Genomic DNA, 1,161 nt, shown 5'->3' with positions numbered 1-1,161 from the left:
ACCTTTGGTGGGCGGCGATTCTGACCTATGGTGAAGGGTGGCACAACAACCATCATGCCGACCCGAAGTGCGTTAAGGCCGGTTTGCGTTGGTGGGAGATCGACATGACCTACTGGGCCATTTGGCTGTTGGCGAGATTGGGCCTGGCTCGTAAGCTGCACCTGCCTGCCCAAGGCCAAGCTGCTCGCTGAACTGGTTTTTCCCAGACCTTGCAGAGGAATCATCCGGGGATCCCTATCCCTAGGGATCCCTTTTGGGTTGCAGAGAGAGCTAGTCTTCTAAGGGGCTATACTGCCACGCTCCATAGTGGTCAAGAATACGCTTAATTTGTTCTATGTCGGCATCGGGTTCTTGATGAATATGCAATGCCTCTATTTGGCTGTCTTGGTAGCGAAAGGTGGAGTTTTTTTTCCACTCCAGCTCCGTTTTCACCCCTGAAACACAGGCCAAATGAGCAGCCACCTCCCGATAAACCATCAGGGGCATAGAATCGTAGCGAACAGCGTAGCGTTTCAGCTTGGGGACGCTCACGTATGGCAACCCAATCAACGTAGCTCAAAACAACTCAAGTATAGTCACTTCAAGTTAGATTAAGACGCTTCCTAACTACTCCGCGGTGTCGCCCAAATGCTCCGCATCACTTCCGCGAGTCCCCCAATCCCTCTCCCTAGGAGAGAGAAGAGCTAGGAAGCACTGCAACGGAACAGTTTCATTCCTCATTGAAATGACTATAACTTCTGGGCAATACAGTCACCAAAACCCCCCCGCTCAACACTCTTTGCTGGACACTTGACCGGCAAAATGGGATGGGACTAAGCAATTTTGTCATCGACCAAAGTGCAGCAGTTTACCTGATCCAGGCAAATCTTTCCCCATTGCAAGGCCCAGCGTACTAAGGCCACCCGATTTGCCGTTCGGGTCTTGCTCAAAATATTGCTGATGTGATTGTCAACGGTGCGCTTGCTGATCTCTAGGCGTTCCGCGATGTCCTGATTGGTCAGTCCTGCTGCAATCAACTCAATGACCTGCAGCTCCCGTTCGGACAACAAGTCTGCGGAATGATAGTCAGTACCCATTCCGAATGCCTGCTTAAGATGAACTGTAAAGATTACCTACCCCAATTCTAGGGGATCACCCCTGAGATGGATAGCCCTGCAGCAG

Annotated in this window: 2 protein-coding genes and 1 pseudogene; 1 reads left to right on the top strand and 2 read right to left on the bottom strand. The window is 51.3% G+C overall.

What is annotated here, in order from left to right; translation table 11 throughout:
* Nucleotides 1–191 (top strand): annotated as a pseudogene (locus tag NW820_RS12540) (acyl-CoA desaturase); the annotation flags it as partial.
* Nucleotides 192–270: 79 nt separating this feature from the next.
* Here NW820_RS12540 and NW820_RS12535 read toward each other — a convergent pair.
* Both NW820_RS12535 and NW820_RS12530 read right to left on the bottom strand, forming a co-directional pair.
* On the bottom strand, nucleotides 271–531 hold the full coding sequence (locus NW820_RS12535) for a hypothetical protein (protein WP_414407663.1): 261 nt from the start codon (nucleotides 529–531) through the stop codon (nucleotides 271–273).
* Nucleotides 532–812: 281 nt separating this feature from the next.
* Nucleotides 813–1,076 (bottom strand): helix-turn-helix domain-containing protein, encoded by a 264-nt coding sequence (locus tag NW820_RS12530; protein ID WP_011432496.1) that lies wholly within the window; start codon nucleotides 1,074–1,076, stop codon nucleotides 813–815.
* Nucleotides 1,077–1,161: the final 85 nt, after the last annotated feature.

The sequence above is a fragment of the Synechococcus sp. R55.7 genome (genome assembly GCF_047461955.1).
Classification (GTDB): Bacteria; Cyanobacteriota; Cyanobacteriia; order Thermostichales; family Thermostichaceae; genus Thermostichus.
Note: the sequence above shows the minus strand (reverse complement) of the source record. Positions and strands in the feature narration are given on the sequence as shown.

What these genes read in the sequence shown, in the direction of transcription:
- NW820_RS12530 (WP_011432496.1), bottom strand. Translation starts at nt 1,076, where the DNA reads ATGGGTACTGACTATCATTCCGCAGACTTGTTGTCCGAACGGGAGCTG.